General features: G+C 54.3%; 14 protein-coding genes. 5 read left to right on the forward strand and 9 right to left on the reverse strand.

Features of this window, described 5'->3' with window-relative positions:
- The first annotated feature begins 80 nt into the window (after positions 1–80).
- Complete coding sequence (locus OQV00_RS12620; protein ID WP_228399952.1) at positions 81–974, forward strand: LysR family transcriptional regulator; 894 nt, start codon at positions 81–83, stop codon at positions 972–974.
- Here the strand turns inward: OQV00_RS12620 and OQV00_RS12625 are convergent.
- The gene (locus tag OQV00_RS12625) at positions 969–1,571 is read right to left on the reverse strand and encodes a LysE family translocator (protein WP_151333644.1); all 603 of its coding nucleotides are present in this window, start codon (positions 1,569–1,571) and stop codon (positions 969–971) included. The two genes, OQV00_RS12620 and OQV00_RS12625, sit on opposite strands and share 6 nt — an antisense overlap.
- 326 nt (positions 1,572–1,897) lie before the next feature.
- Positions 1,898–2,296, reverse strand: coding sequence for a MerR family transcriptional regulator (locus tag OQV00_RS12630; RefSeq protein WP_015584273.1), 399 nt, complete (start codon positions 2,294–2,296; stop codon positions 1,898–1,900).
- Between the two features lie 77 nt (positions 2,297–2,373).
- On the opposite strand from OQV00_RS12630, the gene OQV00_RS12635 reads away from it, so the two are divergent.
- The 3 genes from OQV00_RS12635 to OQV00_RS12645 all read left to right on the forward strand — a co-directional run bounded on the left by OQV00_RS12635 (position 2,374) and on the right by OQV00_RS12645 (position 6,079).
- The gene (locus OQV00_RS12635; protein WP_015584274.1) at positions 2,374–2,853 is read left to right on the forward strand and encodes a DUF2938 domain-containing protein; all 480 of its coding nucleotides are present in this window, start codon (positions 2,374–2,376) and stop codon (positions 2,851–2,853) included.
- 159 nt (positions 2,854–3,012) lie between these two features.
- Positions 3,013–4,071, forward strand: a complete 1,059-nt coding sequence (yncE, locus tag OQV00_RS12640; RefSeq protein WP_015584275.1) for a 7-bladed beta-propeller protein YncE — start codon at positions 3,013–3,015, stop codon at positions 4,069–4,071.
- A 28-nt stretch (positions 4,072–4,099) separates the two neighbouring features.
- Positions 4,100–6,079, forward strand: coding sequence for a TonB-dependent receptor domain-containing protein (locus OQV00_RS12645; protein ID WP_151333781.1), 1,980 nt, complete (start codon positions 4,100–4,102; stop codon positions 6,077–6,079).
- 50 nt (positions 6,080–6,129) lie between these two features.
- On the opposite strand, the gene OQV00_RS12650 is transcribed toward OQV00_RS12645, so the two are convergent.
- The 7 genes from OQV00_RS12650 to OQV00_RS12680 all read right to left on the reverse strand — a co-directional run bounded on the left by OQV00_RS12650 (position 6,130) and on the right by OQV00_RS12680 (position 12,863).
- Positions 6,130–6,558, reverse strand: a complete 429-nt coding sequence (locus OQV00_RS12650) for a cell envelope integrity TolA C-terminal domain-containing protein (RefSeq protein WP_165551877.1) — start codon at positions 6,556–6,558, stop codon at positions 6,130–6,132.
- A gap of 167 nt (positions 6,559–6,725) precedes the next feature.
- Positions 6,726–7,838 (reverse strand): M20 family metallopeptidase, encoded by a 1,113-nt coding sequence (locus OQV00_RS12655; protein WP_015584277.1) that lies wholly within the window; start codon positions 7,836–7,838, stop codon positions 6,726–6,728.
- On the reverse strand, positions 7,838–8,593 hold the full coding sequence (locus OQV00_RS12660) for a glutamine amidotransferase (RefSeq protein WP_004862251.1): 756 nt from the start codon (positions 8,591–8,593) through the stop codon (positions 7,838–7,840). Before OQV00_RS12660 ends, OQV00_RS12655 begins: the two co-directional genes overlap by 1 nt.
- A gap of 13 nt (positions 8,594–8,606) precedes the next feature.
- A complete protein-coding gene (locus OQV00_RS12665) occupies positions 8,607–9,686 on the reverse strand; it encodes a phosphotriesterase family protein (protein ID WP_048023633.1) in 1,080 nt (359 codons plus the stop codon).
- Positions 9,687–9,693: 7 nt separating this feature from the next.
- Positions 9,694–10,695, reverse strand: a complete 1,002-nt coding sequence (locus OQV00_RS12670; RefSeq protein ID WP_004862247.1) for an ABC transporter permease — start codon at positions 10,693–10,695, stop codon at positions 9,694–9,696.
- Between the two features lie 18 nt (positions 10,696–10,713).
- Positions 10,714–11,460 (reverse strand): ATP-binding cassette domain-containing protein, encoded by a 747-nt coding sequence (locus OQV00_RS12675; protein ID WP_160873108.1) that lies wholly within the window; start codon positions 11,458–11,460, stop codon positions 10,714–10,716.
- 380 nt (positions 11,461–11,840) lie between these two features.
- Positions 11,841–12,863 carry a LacI family DNA-binding transcriptional regulator gene (locus OQV00_RS12680; RefSeq protein ID WP_266280534.1) on the reverse strand — a complete coding sequence of 341 codons (1,023 nt, stop codon included), beginning with the start codon at positions 12,861–12,863 and terminating at the stop codon, positions 11,841–11,843.
- Between the two features lie 343 nt (positions 12,864–13,206).
- Here OQV00_RS12680 and OQV00_RS12685 point away from each other — a divergent pair, with 343 nt between their 5' ends.
- Positions 13,207–14,160, forward strand: coding sequence for an ABC transporter substrate-binding protein (locus OQV00_RS12685; protein ID WP_004862240.1), 954 nt, complete (start codon positions 13,207–13,209; stop codon positions 14,158–14,160).

The raw sequence follows: 14,160 nt of genomic DNA on the forward strand, positions 1-14,160 counted from the left end.
CAGGGTTGCTTGTCGCTGGTCTTTGACCATGATGTGGTTAGGCTCAGGGGCAAAGCGAATGAGTGACCAAAGGAATATAAATGATTGATGACATCCGCTACCTGATCGTTTTTGCAAAAATTGTAGAGGCGGGATCCATCTCAGGTGGCGCAGAAGCTTTAGGGCTGACGACCGCAACGGCGAGCACGCATCTGGCAAAACTGGAAAAAAATCTGGGTAGTGCTCTGCTATATAGAAATACCCGGAAACTCTCTCTGACTCACGATGGCCTCAGTTTGCTGGAGACGGCCAAATCTATGCTGGAGCTGTATGAGAAGGGGGTTATTGAATTTAAGCAGCGGTCTATATCAACGGCTAACAAGCTGCATATTTCTGTTCCTGCCGTTTTTATCAATAGCGCATTTACTCGCCATCTTGCGGTTTTTATAAAGGAATATCCGGATGTTTTCCTCAATATTTCTTATAGCGACACGCGGAAAGATATTATCGGAGAGAGTATTGATGTTGCTTTTCGGATTGGGGAGCTCCCGGACAGCTCACTCAAAGCCCGGCATCTTTTTGTGCTGCCCCGGCAGCTCGTCGCATCAAAGGCGTTGTTAAGCCAATATAAGCCCATCAACCACCCTGATGATCTTGAACCACTGCCCTGGATTGGACTGACCATGAGGCAGAACCAGCGGGCGTTCAGGCATAAAAATGGCGAGGTGGCGTTAGTCAAGTATACGCCAACGGTTGTCGTTGATAATGTTGAAGCGGCCTATGCTCTTGCAAAGCAACACATTGGACTGGCCGCTCCCCCTCGCTATCTGAGTGAGAATGATGTTAAGCGCGCAGAAATGCAGGAAATACTCCCGGACTGGTCATTAGAACCTCTAAAGGTATACGCCATATGGCCGGCGAATATATCGACCAGCAGTATTGCCTACAAATTGATTAATAATATTTATAATTCCTTTGAGTCGCATAAATTATGAATGATTCAGGAATGGCAGACAGAGCATGTAGCCAGCCGTAACGATCAGCGAACTGCCCATCAATAAGTTAAACGTACGGATACGTTGTCTGCTCCTGAGCAGCATTGACACTTTGTCACCAAGGATTGCCCATGAAGCCAGTGAGAGATAACAGACTAAAAAATAAATCATGATAAAGACGGATACCGTTGTCCTGGTTGCCGGGTCGGAAAACAACGCCGCTCCTGATGCGCAGGCAGTCCAGGCTTTCGGGTTGAACCATTGCATTAAAAAACCCTGAATGAAACCTGGGGTCTCTGCTTTTTGTAATGGCAAATCAGGGTGAGACGACGCTATTTTATAACCCAGGTACATGATAAATACTGCGCCAGCAACGTTGAGATATTTGAAAAATAACGGGTGCTGTTCAATCGCAGCGTAGAATCCGAAACAAACGAATATAAGCAAGGCAGTAAATCCTGTTGTCGCACCAGAGACAAACGGGAAGGTTTTTCTAAATCCATGCGCCGCCGCTGACGATATAATGATCATATTTACCGGGCCTGGTGAAAATGACATGGTGAGGGAAAATATAAACATCGTAACAATTAAAATCATTATTTCTCCGCGAATGTTAAATGTTTAATCAGCATGGGGGTATTGTCCAATAGCGTTGCTGATATCCCGACAGGCTACCTATAAATAGGCATTAGAGTAAGTGGCTTTTCTCTAAAGGTGTATTTGATGTTTTCACCGCACAGTGGCCATAAAGCCCGGCTCATTACCGGGGCGCTGAGGTTTGTTTGTCGTTGTAATGATATGAATTTATTGTTTTTTTTAAGTTGGCAGGGCGACCGGCGGCCCTGTACACGTAGCAGACGGGGCTAACCCGACGCGCATTCTGAGAGGCGGTGGCATAATCAGCATATGCTCGCTGGGAAATGTTACCTGACCAGTCGAAGTCCTCGTGAAACGATTCTCTTGAACTCCTCACAATGGGTATGCTCGGGCTGAGTACAGCGCGCAACATGTTTTAGGCCGCGGCTTAATAATTGCAGTCTGCGAATGGTCACGTCAATTTCCCGTGAGCGTTTGTGGAGCAGTTCGCGATTAATATCTGGATGAGCTTCCGTACCGATCATCACGGCGATTTCATCCAGAGAAAACCCTGCGGCCTGTCCCAGCGCAATGAGTTGCAGTTTATAAAGCACATTCTCATGGTACTGCCTGCGAAGACCATTTCGCCCGACAGGCCGAATTAATCCTTTCGTTTCGTAATATCGCAATGCGGAGGGTTTAACCCCGGCAAGGTCAGCGATCTCTCTGATATCCCGTTCTTTCATTGTTGACTTAAACCTCACTTTAAGTTGCACACTGGCTGTCAGCTTAGCATTCCATCAATAAGGAGCAGACATTGGATATGATTATTCTCGGTAAAACGGTCATAACAGGCATCGGCGCCACGCTGATCATGGATATCTGGTCACTTTTGCAGAAATACCTGCTCAAAGCGCCGCCGCTAAACTATGCGCTGGTTGGGCGCTGGATTTTATGGTTGCCCAGAGGAAAGTACTGGCATTATACGATTGCGACAACGCCGCGAATACAAGGGGAGATGTTCACCGGCTGGATGTTCCACTACCTGATCGGGGTCGTTTTTGCTTTTGTACCGCTTATGCTGAACGCAACCGCCTGGTTCAGCGAGCCCTCTCTTAAAGTCGGTCTTCTGGCCGGTTTATCGACGCTATTTGCTCCGTTCATCATTCTGCAGCCGGCATTGGGTTTTGGTTTCGCTGCTTCACGAACCCCTCGTCCCTGGCTGGCTCGTCTGCTCAGTCTGCTCACGCATCTGGCGTATGGGGGAGGGCTGTATATCTCAGCCCTGATGATGAGCGCCTGAAGATAAAGCATTTTCGTCCGGTCATTTCACCAGCTTATAGCGCGGCGGCTTCAACGCTAGCACAAAAAATGGTAGGGAATATGAAGATAAATGCAATTGCAAATGATATTTATTTTCATTAATGTTTGCATTCCGTAAACTACTGTAAAGAAAAATTACATGTCTACCGTATCCCTGACGAAAGTAACGCTTTGCGCGCTGGCCATTTCATCTTCTCTGCCTGTTTTCTCTGTCTCGGCTAAGGATTTTACCGAGCAGGCCTTCCGCTCACAGCCTCTTGGCCACGGCGTTTATGAGCTGGCTTATGATAACAGTCAGAAGACGCTCTATGCCGCCTCAGCGCCCTCGTTTGAGAAAGATAAAACGACGGGCGTTGTATTTCGGCTGGCGGCCGATTCTCTGCAGATTAATCAGAAGATAGCCACCGAACGGCGTACCTTTGCACTTTCTCTGGATGAAGAAAACCATATCCTGTATTTGGGCAATGCGCTGGATGGTTCGCTAACGCTCGTGGATACGTTGACCAATAAGGTGATTAAAACTATTCAGCTAAGCGATGATGCGGATCCTGAGAAACAGGCTCACGTGCGCGAAGTGGTGCTGGATAAGCAAAATCAACGTCTGTATGTGTCCGGGATCGGGCGCAAAGACAAAGGGCTGCTGTGGGTTGTCGATACGCGAAAGCAGCAGCTTAGCGAAACGCTGAATCATCTCGAACCGGTGGGGTTTGCCGTTGATGACGCGGGTAACAAAGTTTATGTAGTTACCGGCAACGGGGAGTTGGTGACCCTCGATGGCAAAACGTCGAAGCTCCTTGCCCGCGTGAAGGTCGACCCGGCTGAACCGGACCATTATTTCCTCAATATCGCCCTGAACAGCGCCGCAGGAGTCGGGTATATCGCTGATACCAACACCCGCGATGTGCTGGTGGTGCGGCTGGACTCCGGCAAGCTGGTGGATCGTATTGCCTCGCCCAATTCGGTCGCCGTGCTCTATAACGCCGCGCGCGATGAAATCTACGTTACCCATCGCAACGATCGTTCGATTAGCGTCATCGACGCAAAAACCCATCATCTCAAACACGCCATCAAAACGGCGGCCATGCCCAACAGTCTGGCGCTTTCTGCGGATGCCGGAACGCTTTATGCCAGCGTCAAACAGGACGAAAAAAGCGACCAGGCTGATTACGTTCTCAAGATTGATCTAACTAAATTCTAAGGACTTTTTTGTGACGATTAAGACACACATGGAGGTGGCGATTGCGCTCGCCTTCGTCAATCTGCCCGCGGCTGCCTACGCTGCAGATAGCGCCGCCGTAAACGAAGAGCAGATGGTAGTCACCGCCACAGGTTTCAGCCAGGAGAGGCGCGAGGCGCCGGCGACGATCTCGGTGCTTGATGAGAAGGCGCTGAATACCCGTTCCAATCAGAATGTCGCGGAAGCGCTGCGCGAGATGCCGGGCGTGCTGGTGGGCAACGGTCACGGCAGTCTGGCCACCGGCGATGTACAGATGCGCGGTATGGATTCGACCTATACCTCGTTTATGGTCAACGGTATCAAGCAGTCTACCCGCGAATCCCGCCCCTACGGGCATCACATTGGTAGCGAAGTGGCTTTTATGCCGCCGCTGGCTGCCATTGAACGGGTGGAGGTCATTCGCGGCCCCATGTCCTCGCTGTATGGCTCTGACTCGATTGGTGGCGTGGTCAACGTTATCACCAAAAAGTCCTGGAACCTCGAAAAATGGACCGGGGTGCTGGAGGATAATTACTTCCTGCAGGAAAAAAGTGAATACGGCAACACTAATCAGACCAACGCTTTCTTGATGGGGCCTGTCATCCCGGGCAAACTCGGGATCAGCGTGGGCGCAGACTACCTCGATCGTCGCGATGATGATAGCCCAACCAAAGAGCGCTTCGTGAAGCATCAGGCCGGGAATCTGGACGCCACCATTTCTCTTTCGCCAACCGATACTCAGCTCTGGGATCTGAACGCCTCTAAAGGCAATCAGGAGAAAACCCATAACGATAAAGCGTGGTACTGGGGCTTTGACCGCGACGCGGCCTCACTGTCACAGCATGCCTGGTACGGCGATGATCTGGTGGAGGTGAAGAACTTTATCAGCTACGAGAAGGCCCGCACGGAGTACCGCGTGCCCGGGATGGATTCGCAATTTATTAAGCAGAATAATTTTGAGGCCAATAGCGCGAACACCTTTACTCTGGCCGATCACAAGCTGACGTTAGGCGTAAACTTCACGCGCAATGAGCTGAATGACACCTTCGGTATCGCGGATAAGCAGGCGCCTGGCGTCACTCCGGTGAGTAAAATCACGCGTCATGGCTGGGCGGTTTTTGCGGAAGATGCATGGATGATGGTGCCGGACTTTACGCTGACCACCTCTGCGCGCCTGGATCATGATAGCTACTTTGGCTATCACGTCACGCCTAAGCTGTATGGTAACTGGACTATCGACGAGACCTGGGCGCTGAAAGGGGGCGTCTCCGCCGGTTATAAAAAACCGGATTTACGGCAGAACAACGCCGGTTTTACCAGCGTCTATGGTGCTTATCCCTATTCTGAGATTGGTATCGGCAACGACGATCTGAAGCCGGAACAGAGCATCAACACCGAACTGGGCGTGTACTGGCAGCAAAACGCGCTGGCGCTGGATGCGACGCTTTTCCATACCAAATTTAAAGATAAAATCAGCGACCACACCATCTGTACCTCATCGGCCACCCAACAGTGTCAATACAATGGCTATACCGCTGATAGCGTGTCGCAATATATTAACGTCGGGGATGCGGAGATCTACGGCCTGGAGCTGAACGGCGACTGGCAGGTGACCGCGGCGCTGAAGGCCAACGCCAACTATACCTATACCCACAGTGAACAGAAAAGCGGTGAGTATAAGGGCTATGCGCTAAATGATTTTCCGAGCAGTATGGCCAACGTTTCGCTGTCATGGAATACAACGTCCGATCTGGAGCTGTGGACCAAGGCGAGCTGGCGCAGCAACTCGCCGGATATCGGCAAGTCCAGCTCAACGGATGCGTATGCGCTGGTTGATTTAGGCGCGCGTTACCATCTGAATAAACACGTCACGTTGATGAGCGGGATCTACAATCTGTTTGATGTGAATCCGGTTTACACCACCACCTACAGGCAGACCGCGATGCTGGAAGGGCGGCGCTATAATTTCGGCGGCCGCGTGGAGTTCTGAGAATGATGCAGGGGCCAAGGGCCCCTGAGACAATATTGCGGAAATCCCGCTCACGGTCTGAAATCCATAATGGCATTGTTGAATGTCTGATAGGTTTGTTCATCCGGGGCTGGCGGAATCTGCGCCTCTTGTAGCGCGGCTATAATTTCCGCGCATAAAGCCGGATCGCCATGCGCTTGCGTTGGATTCTGCACCTTCCCGTCACGCTGGAACGTTAAGCGCACGGAGCATTTTTGCCCCTGATACGCCTGCGGCTGGTCTATTTTAGCGAAGATAGCCGTTCTGACCTGATGCAGATAGCGCAAATTAGTCGCCCGCGGCGAATTGTCTGACCTCATCTCATAATCTGCAAACAGCTTATCCACTTCTGCCGATAATTTAGCCTTTTCAGCGCGCTCAGGTGGGGAAGCGGTGCCTGAGCAGGCCGTCAGGAGTAAAGAGAGGAAACAAAAGAGTAGCGGACTGCGTCTCACGGTCATGGTAATGCCTCCTTGCCTGGTAGGATAAATTCGGCGTGATATGCGGTCATCCTCTGCTATTCAGCGAGGGTATTCAAATGTTTATCAACGAGTGTGCCTGCGGAGGTTCGAACGCAGGCATTCTTTCCGTGTGACGCTGTCACTTTTATGCGACTCCGGCAGGCAGATTACCGCATCCAGTCGCGGATAATTTCTCCGTACAGCTGTTCCGCTTCCTCCAGTCGGCTGAGCAGGCAGTACTCATCGGTTTGATGAGCCAGAGACGGCTCGCCGGGGCCGAGAATAATACAGGGCGGGTTGCCCAGCGCAGGCAGCAGCAGGGAGGCATCGGTAAAGTAGGGAACCACGCGCGGCTCAAGCGGCCGATCGTGCAGCGGCTGGCAGCGTTGATAAACCTGCTTTATCCAAACGTGGTCCGCTTCGCTCAGTACCGCGGGCAAGTCAACCAATGTCGACACCGTGACGCTCTCACCAAGCAGCGTGGTCAATCGCTGCCGGATAGTGGCGTGCTGTAAATTGGGCGCGCTACGGATATCGACATCAAAACGCGTGCGGTCCGGCACGGAGTTGATATTGAGCCCGCCTTCGATTCGTCCGACGTTAAGAGTGGGCTGTTTCATCAGCGGATGCGGCGCGCCTGGCGAGAAATGTTGAATCTTACCTACCGCATCCGCCGCCAGATAGATAGCGTTAATCCCCAATTCCGGCATCGCGCCGTGCGCGGTTTTCCCTCGCGTTTCACAACGTAGCCAGAGGGCGCCTTTATGCCCGATAACCGGGTAATTGGCGGTGGGTTCGCCGACGATCAGCGCCCCGATCTCCGGCAACGGAGCGGAGGCGATCAGCGCCCGGGCGCCGTCACAGCCGGTTTCTTCCCCTCCGGTAATCAGCAATACCGCACCGCTGCCGGCGAGAATAGTTTCCCGCTGATGAACGCAGGCGACGGCAAATGCCGCCACCGCTGCTTTCATATCGCTGGCGCCGCGTCCATAAAGACGACCGTCCTCCGTCTGTGAACCGAAAGGATCGTATCGCCACTGCGCGTTCCCAAGCGGCACGGTATCCAGATGTCCGGTAAAAGCCAGCGGTTTACCGGCTGTCATCCCGGGCAGACTGGCGATCAGATTGCTGCGTCCCTCGCCGAACGACGACAGCGAAACCTCAAAGCCGCTCTCTTGAAGCCAGTCGGCAAAGAAGCGCATGCAGTCAGCTTCGCTACCCGGCGGGTTGATGGTGTTAAAACCCAGCAGCTGCCGGGCCAGTTGAAGGGTGGTGGTCATCAGTCGCGTTCCGTTAGCCAGTCGAGGCAGTTAATCCACAGCTGGCGATAGCCGGGCCATTTGGCAAACTCTTCCGGCAGCCAGTGTGCGGACATATCGCTGGTCCACACCAGCGAGCGACCCTGTTGATATTCGCGAATAGCCAGCAGCGGATGACCGGTTCCGGCGACGGTAGCCAGCAGTTTGCCCTGCGGATGCATTTCCACTTCGTTATAGCCCAGCAGCCACGGCCATTCGCCAGGAATATCGTTAAACAGGGCGTGAGATTCTGTCACTTCGGCATAGCAACCTTCCGGGGTTTCAATACGATCGTCCCATGCCAGACAGCGCACCGGCAGAACTTTCTCCACCGCGGTATGGCGATAGCGTGCGCCGCCGTTAATTCCCTGGAAGCTGTAATAGCCCCCAATCATCATCAGCGCACCGCCGGCGGCAACGTAGTCATGGATCAGCGTCAGCCGGTTGGCGGTGCGCCGGCTTTTCAGCCAGGTATCCGGATGCAGCAGCAGCGTATTGGCGCCAATATCCGACAGGATAATTGCATCCCACTGCCGCAGCGCTTCCTGAGTCAGCGGGAAGTCGGTCGCCGCCGCGTGGGCAGGCATGTAGGTAATCGCGTAATGACTGTCCGCAAGCGCGGCGAGAAAATCCGTTGCGCCGGTGTGCCAGGTAGCGGTGGCAAACTGATCGAAGCCTTTAATGTGCGTTGAAGTGCTGGTCCAGGATTCCCCGACCAGTAAGATTTTTTTCTGCATTATGAGTTTCCTTTTATCCGCCAAAGACCCGTTGGGGATTGCCAATCATCAAGGTTTCAAGCTGTTCGCCGCTGACGCCGTGGCGCCGCAGACGAGGAACAAAATGCTTGAGTATGTAGCCGTAACCGTGGCCGCCGTAGCGGGTGAGCATGGTTTTCAGGAACACATCCTGCGACAGCAAAATCTGCTGGAGATAGCCATCGTCAATCAGCTCGCGAATCGCACGGGCGTTCTCCTCGTCGGAGGGCGACTGCGCCGACTCGTCGGCATAGTAGTAGCTCATGCCGATCATGTCGTATTCGAGAAACGCTCCGCGCTGCGCCAGTTCGCGCTGGTAGCGCTTATCGGCAAAGCTGGGATTCATATGACACAGCACCGCATGACGGAGATCGGCGCCTTCCTGTTCGAGAATATCCAGCACCCGGTGACCCAGTCTCTCCCAGCCCGGCAGATGGACCTCGATCGGCACGCCGGTCGCGGCGCTGGCGCGGCCGGCCGCGCGCAGAGACTTCTCTTCATCCGGCGTAAAGCGGCTTGAGATTCCGATTTCGCCGATAAGCCCGGCGAGCACTTCCGGTTTCTCCTCCGCGCCGCCAAGATCGTAAATCAGCCGTTCGGCCAGCTGTTCGACGCTGCTGGTTTTTACCCACTCGGGGTGTGACGGCTCCAGATAGAGGCCGGTACCCATAACAATGTTCAGACCGGTCAGACGCGCGATGCGCGCCAGCGCTTTGGGGTCGCGGCCAATGCCGATATTGGTCGGGTCGACCACCGTTTCCCCGCCAAGCGCGCGATATTTGGTCAGTTCTTCAATCGCGACGTCGACATCAAATAGCTGGCAGTTATCGCGGCTCATCAGCGGGTTCAGCGACAGTTCGCCGAGGTTTTCCATCTTCACCGGCATTTCGGCTAGATGGCGATCGCTACAGCAGCAGGGCGGCACCCATTTGCCGGACGCGTCCAGCAGAATATGCTCATGCATCAGCGTGACGCCCATCTCGCTAATCGGCAGCGGGCCCAGCACCGTCATGACGTAACCGCTGCTGACGCCGACCGGCAGCGGGGAGGGATGGCGAAAAATTGATCCTTTCATCAGCTATCTATCCTTTTGCCGCCGAGCGCGTGGGGTTGAGAATGCGGGTGTTCAGCCAGATAGCCAGCAGGATGATAGTGCCGGTGGCTATCTGGGTGTAGAACGGTGAAATATGCGACAGGATCAGCCCGTTCTGAATCACCGCAATCGACAGCGCGCCGAGCAGCGTGCCGATAATCGTCCCGAAGCCGCCAAACAGGCTGGTACTGCCGAGCACAACGGCGGCGATGACCTGCAGTTCAAAACCTTCGCCCTGGTTGGAGGAGCCGCTGCCGAGACGTGCGGTAATAATCATTCCGGCCAGCGCGGCGGCCATTCCGCTGATGATATAGACCTTCATGGTTACCGCTTTGGTGTTAATCCCGCTGCGTCGTGCGCCTTCGGCATTCGCGCCGATAGCCGTCACATAGCGGCCAAAACGCATATGGTTGAGAACGATATGCCCGATAATCAGAACCATAATGCCAATCAGCGCTGGCATGGGGATACCCACGACCCACGCGCGCCCTATAAAGGTAAACAGGCTGTCAGCGGGAAGCGGAATCGAATAGCCCTGGGTCACCAGCAGCGCGATACCGCGCACAACGGCCAGGGTGGCGAGGGTGACGATAAACGCCGGAATGCCTTCATAGGCAATAAAAAAGCCGTTGATGGCGCCGACTAATCCGCCGAGCAGCAGACCGCCGAGCAAAACCACCGGCCACGGCAGTCCCCAGTTGTTCAGGGCGATAGCGGAAAGCGCGCCGACCAGCGCGAGGGTGGATCCCACCGACAGGTCGATGCCGCCGGTGGTAATCACCAGGGTCATTGCGGTTGCGACGATCAGCAGCGGGGCGCTCTGACGGATGATATTCAGCCAGTTGGTGCCGGTGAGGAAATTGCCGGTAATCAGCGAAAACACCACGCAGCAGAAGACAAAAAATAGCGCGATGCTCACCACGCCCGAGTGGTTATGCAGCAGGCGGCGCGGCAGCGAATGCTGGATCATGCGGGAGCTGCTTAAGTTCATGATACTCATCCTGTTACCTCAATGTGCAGCCGCAGAGCGGGCGGTGAATTTCTCGCCCACAATCAGGTTAACGATATCGCTCAGGCTGGTGTCGGCCACCCGCCGGTCGGCGACGTTGGTACCTTCATACATCACCATGATCCGGTCACAGACCAGGAACAGGTCCTGCAGGCGGTGGGTAATCAGAATAACGCTCACGCCGCGAGCGGAAACGCGACGAATTAGCTCCAGAACCGCTTCAACTTCCGCGACGGCCAGCGCGGCGGTTGGCTCGTCCATGATCAGCACCTTCGGATCAAAAGCCGCCGCGCGGGCGATGGCAATGGCCTGGCGCTGGCCGCCGGAAAGATTTCGCACCAACAGGCGAGTATCAGGAATGGAAATTCCCAGCCCTTTTAGCATCTCCCGGGCATCAGCGTGCATTCTGGCTTCGTCGAGAAAGGGGATGCCGAGGAGCGATTTCATCGGCTCGCGACCCATAAACAGATTGCCCGCGACGTCGACCGTGTCGCATAGCGACAGATCCTGATACACCATCTCGATATGGCAGCGACGCGAATCGGCCGGATTAGCAAACTGGTGCTGTTCACCGTCGATACGAATAGTGCCGCTGGAGGGGATCACCGCGCCAGATAGTACTTTGGTCAGGGTTGATTTCCCCGCGCCGTTATCGCCCACTAATCCCAGCACCTCGCCCGGAGCCAGCTCCAGGTTGACTCCGCGCAACGAACGTATCGACCCGTAGGTCTTGGTGATATTGATCATCTCCACCCTTGGCGGGGTAGTTTGTGGCTGCTGCATCTGATAACTCCCATCGCTATTGCCGGGAAAATGTTCGCCAGCCTGCGGGAGATACCCCATCCGACACGGTTTACATTCTAGTAAACCGGTTTACCTGCGGAGTGGAGCACTCGCCAACACAGTCTGGTCAAACGCTATGTAAGATATTTGTTCGCCAGTAAGAACATTGCAGCATCCGTGCCAGGGCAGGAACAACACCGCAGCCCTGTGACTTAACCTTATGTAATAGATAGTGTTTCTTGATTACATTCCGGTAAACCGGTTTACTGATTATAGTGAAGAGATGGCAGGTTGAACGTTTTTTGCGCCAAAACTGGGCGCTTTTGCGCCATTTTGGGACGCGCTTAACAAATCTTGATCGAGTCGCGGCCAATCCATTCCACCGGCAGGCGGGTTTCTGCCGGGATATCTTTGTCGTCGTTGAGCAAGCGCATCATGACGTTCACCGCAGTGCGGCCCAGCTCCCGGGCGGGCTGGCGGATAGTTGAAATACGCGGCTGGGTGAAATCGGCATAGCTGGCGTCATCGAAGCCGACTAACGACAGCGCCTCCGGCGCCTGCAGTCCGCCGGCGCGCAGCCCATCGAGCAGGCCAAGCACCAGATAGTCGCTGGCGGCGAAGACGGCAGTAGGGCGAACCGGCTGACTAAACAAATACTGCAGCGCCTGTTGGCCGAACTCGCGCTGGTAGTCGCCGTACATAACCCATTCGGGGGGCCAGCTCAGACCGGCCTGCTTCATGGCGGTGCAAAAGCCCTGATAGCGTTCGCGGACGCTCATCAGCTTGTCCGGACCGCCGACGAAAGCGATATGGCGATGCCCGGCGGCGATCAGTTTTTCGGTCGCAATCCGCCCGCCCTGGACGTTATCGGCAAAGACTTTAGGAACCTTACTGCCGGGAATGTCCTCATCCAGCAGCACAATGCGTTCGTGGCGCTGAACCTCTTTGCGCAGCAGGCCGTTATCGGGGCGGTTGGTGGTGAACAGCAGACCATCGACCTGGCAGGTATCCAGCCAGCGTATAAACTGACACTCTTTTTCCGGGTTATTACGAGTGATGCACAGTACCAGGCTGTAGCCGTTGGCAGAGGCGGCCTCTTCGGCGGCATCGGCCAGTTCGGCAAAGAAGGGGTTGGTGATGTCGGGCAGCACCAGGCCAAGGGTTTCGCTTCCGCCTTTACTCAGACGGCGTGCGAGGCTATTACCGCGATAGTCCAGTTCGCGTATTGCCGTTTCGATGCGGTCGATGGTTTCCTGCGGCAGCACAATACTGTTGTTCATATAGCGCGACAGGGTAGCCTTCGACAGGCCCGCCAGCTTTGCCACGTCGGATAATAATACGCGTTTTATACTCATTTCCTGCGCCATTTCTGCCAGAGTCGGCTATCTGTAACATAGTTAAGCGCGGTGGATACAGCAATATCTCTGTTAACAATATCCTTAAATAAATGCTTGACAAATTTTAAATGGCGGAGAATTGTATAGGCAGTTTACCGCATCATCCGGGAAGTCATTCCCAAACCCGTTTAACTCATTCCAGTCGCGCACCGACACGGACCGGTTGCCGGAATGAAATTAAGCAGGTCCAGCCGAACGTTCGACGATCGTTCTGGCCATATAGACGATATTTGCCCGCCAAAAAATAATCCTTCTGCGTTCGCATGCGACGCGGAACTCTGCTGGCTATCAACTATTCCCGACGAGGATACTGATGATGTTATTTAACACCGGAAAACTGCGTTTTATTGCTATAGCAACGACGATGCTGGCATCAGTGAGCTTTATTTCTACCGCCAGTGCCGCCGCTCCCACTTATGCGCTGGTACAGATCAATCAGCAGGCTCTGTTTTTTAATTTGATGAATAAAGGCGCGCAGGATGCAGCAAAAGCCAGCGGTAAGGATTTAGTTATTTTTAACTCTAACGACAATCCCGTCGCGCAAAATGACGCGATTGAAAACTATATTCAGCAAGGTGTTAAGGGCATTTTGGTTGCCGCTATCGACGTTAACGGAATTATGCCCGCGGTAAAAGAAGCCGCCGCTGCTAACATTCCTGTGATTGCTATTGATGCCGTATTACCGGCCGGGCCTCAGGCGGCTCAGGTGGGCGTGGATAATATCGAAGGCGGCAGAATTATTGGCCAATACTTCGTTGACTACGTGCAGAAAGAGATGGGCGGCCAGGCGCGGCTGGGGATCGTCGGCGCCCTGAACTCGGCGATTCAGAACCAGCGGCAGAAGGGCTTCGAAGAGACGCTGAAAAGCAACCCGAAAATTACCATCGCCAACGTCGTCGACGGGCAGAACGTGCAGGATAAAGCGATGACCGCGGCGGAAAACCTGATTACCGGCAACCCCGATCTGACGGCTATCTATGCTACCGGCGAACCTGCGCTGCTGGGCGCCATTGCCGCGGTGGAGAACCAGGGGCGTCAGAAAGATATTAAAGTCTTTGGCTGGGATCTGACGGCGAAGGCGATTTCGGGTATTGACGGCGGATACGTCACCGCCGTACTGCAACAGGATCCGGAAAAGATGGGGGCCGAAGCCCTCAAGGCGCTGAACAGCATTACGTCGGGAAAAACCGTGCCGAAAACCATTCTGGTTCCGGCAACGGTGGTGACCAAAGCGAACGTTGATAGCTACCGCTCGCTGTTTAAGTAG

The organism is Klebsiella sp. DY2415 (assembly GCF_026314315.1).
In the GTDB taxonomy this organism is placed as follows: Bacteria; Pseudomonadota; Gammaproteobacteria; order Enterobacterales; family Enterobacteriaceae; genus Klebsiella; species Klebsiella ornithinolytica.

What these genes read in the sequence shown, in the direction of transcription:
- OQV00_RS12620 (WP_228399952.1), top strand. Translation starts at nt 81, where the DNA reads ATGATTGATGACATCCGCTACCTGATCGTTTTTGCAAAAATTGTAGAG.
- OQV00_RS12625 (WP_151333644.1), bottom strand. Translation starts at nt 1,571, where the DNA reads ATGATTTTAATTGTTACGATGTTTATATTTTCCCTCACCATGTCATTT.
- OQV00_RS12630 (WP_015584273.1), bottom strand. Translation starts at nt 2,296, where the DNA reads ATGAAAGAACGGGATATCAGAGAGATCGCTGACCTTGCCGGGGTTAAA.
- OQV00_RS12635 (WP_015584274.1), top strand. Translation starts at nt 2,374, where the DNA reads ATGATTATTCTCGGTAAAACGGTCATAACAGGCATCGGCGCCACGCTG.
- yncE (WP_015584275.1), top strand. Translation starts at nt 3,013, where the DNA reads ATGTCTACCGTATCCCTGACGAAAGTAACGCTTTGCGCGCTGGCCATT.
- OQV00_RS12645 (WP_151333781.1), top strand. Translation starts at nt 4,100, where the DNA reads ATGGAGGTGGCGATTGCGCTCGCCTTCGTCAATCTGCCCGCGGCTGCC.
- OQV00_RS12650 (WP_165551877.1), bottom strand. Translation starts at nt 6,558, where the DNA reads ATGACCGTGAGACGCAGTCCGCTACTCTTTTGTTTCCTCTCTTTACTC.
- OQV00_RS12655 (WP_015584277.1), bottom strand. Translation starts at nt 7,838, where the DNA reads ATGACCACCACCCTTCAACTGGCCCGGCAGCTGCTGGGTTTTAACACC.
- OQV00_RS12660 (WP_004862251.1), bottom strand. Translation starts at nt 8,593, where the DNA reads ATGCAGAAAAAAATCTTACTGGTCGGGGAATCCTGGACCAGCACTTCA.
- OQV00_RS12665 (WP_048023633.1), bottom strand. Translation starts at nt 9,686, where the DNA reads ATGAAAGGATCAATTTTTCGCCATCCCTCCCCGCTGCCGGTCGGCGTC.
- OQV00_RS12670 (WP_004862247.1), bottom strand. Translation starts at nt 10,695, where the DNA reads ATGAACTTAAGCAGCTCCCGCATGATCCAGCATTCGCTGCCGCGCCGC.
- OQV00_RS12675 (WP_160873108.1), bottom strand. Translation starts at nt 11,460, where the DNA reads ATGATCAATATCACCAAGACCTACGGGTCGATACGTTCGTTGCGCGGA.
- OQV00_RS12680 (WP_266280534.1), bottom strand. Translation starts at nt 12,863, where the DNA reads ATGGCGCAGGAAATGAGTATAAAACGCGTATTATTATCCGACGTGGCA.
- OQV00_RS12685 (WP_004862240.1), top strand. Translation starts at nt 13,207, where the DNA reads ATGATGTTATTTAACACCGGAAAACTGCGTTTTATTGCTATAGCAACG.